1 protein-coding gene is annotated in these 243 nt (G+C 39.5%); it reads right to left on the bottom strand.

The genetic code is table 11. The annotated features are described in order from the left end of the window. On the bottom strand, positions 1–243 hold a 243-nt coding region (locus ACR9ZK_RS23130), incomplete at both ends, for a hypothetical protein (RefSeq protein ID WP_481344256.1).

Here is a 243-nt window from a genome sequence, read left to right as displayed (position 1 = left end):
GAGTAAAGAACCCTGATGTTCAAACTGAACATTTCCTGTAAAATAATTGTTGCCGTCATACTTTGCCGGATCCTTACGTAATTCATCAGAATGAATATGCTTCACCTTTTCTGCCGGCGGAGCATTTTTCTGAGGAACAGTTTTGGGAGTAAAATACGGGTCCTTCTGCAAAGGTTTTGGATTATCCTGTGCAAAGATAAACGAAGAAATACAAATGAAAAGGCCTATAATAAGCCTCACCGA

Source organism: Monashia sp. HAY1-5C, assembly GCF_056755255.1.
This window is presented reverse-complemented; position numbering and strand designations above follow the sequence as displayed.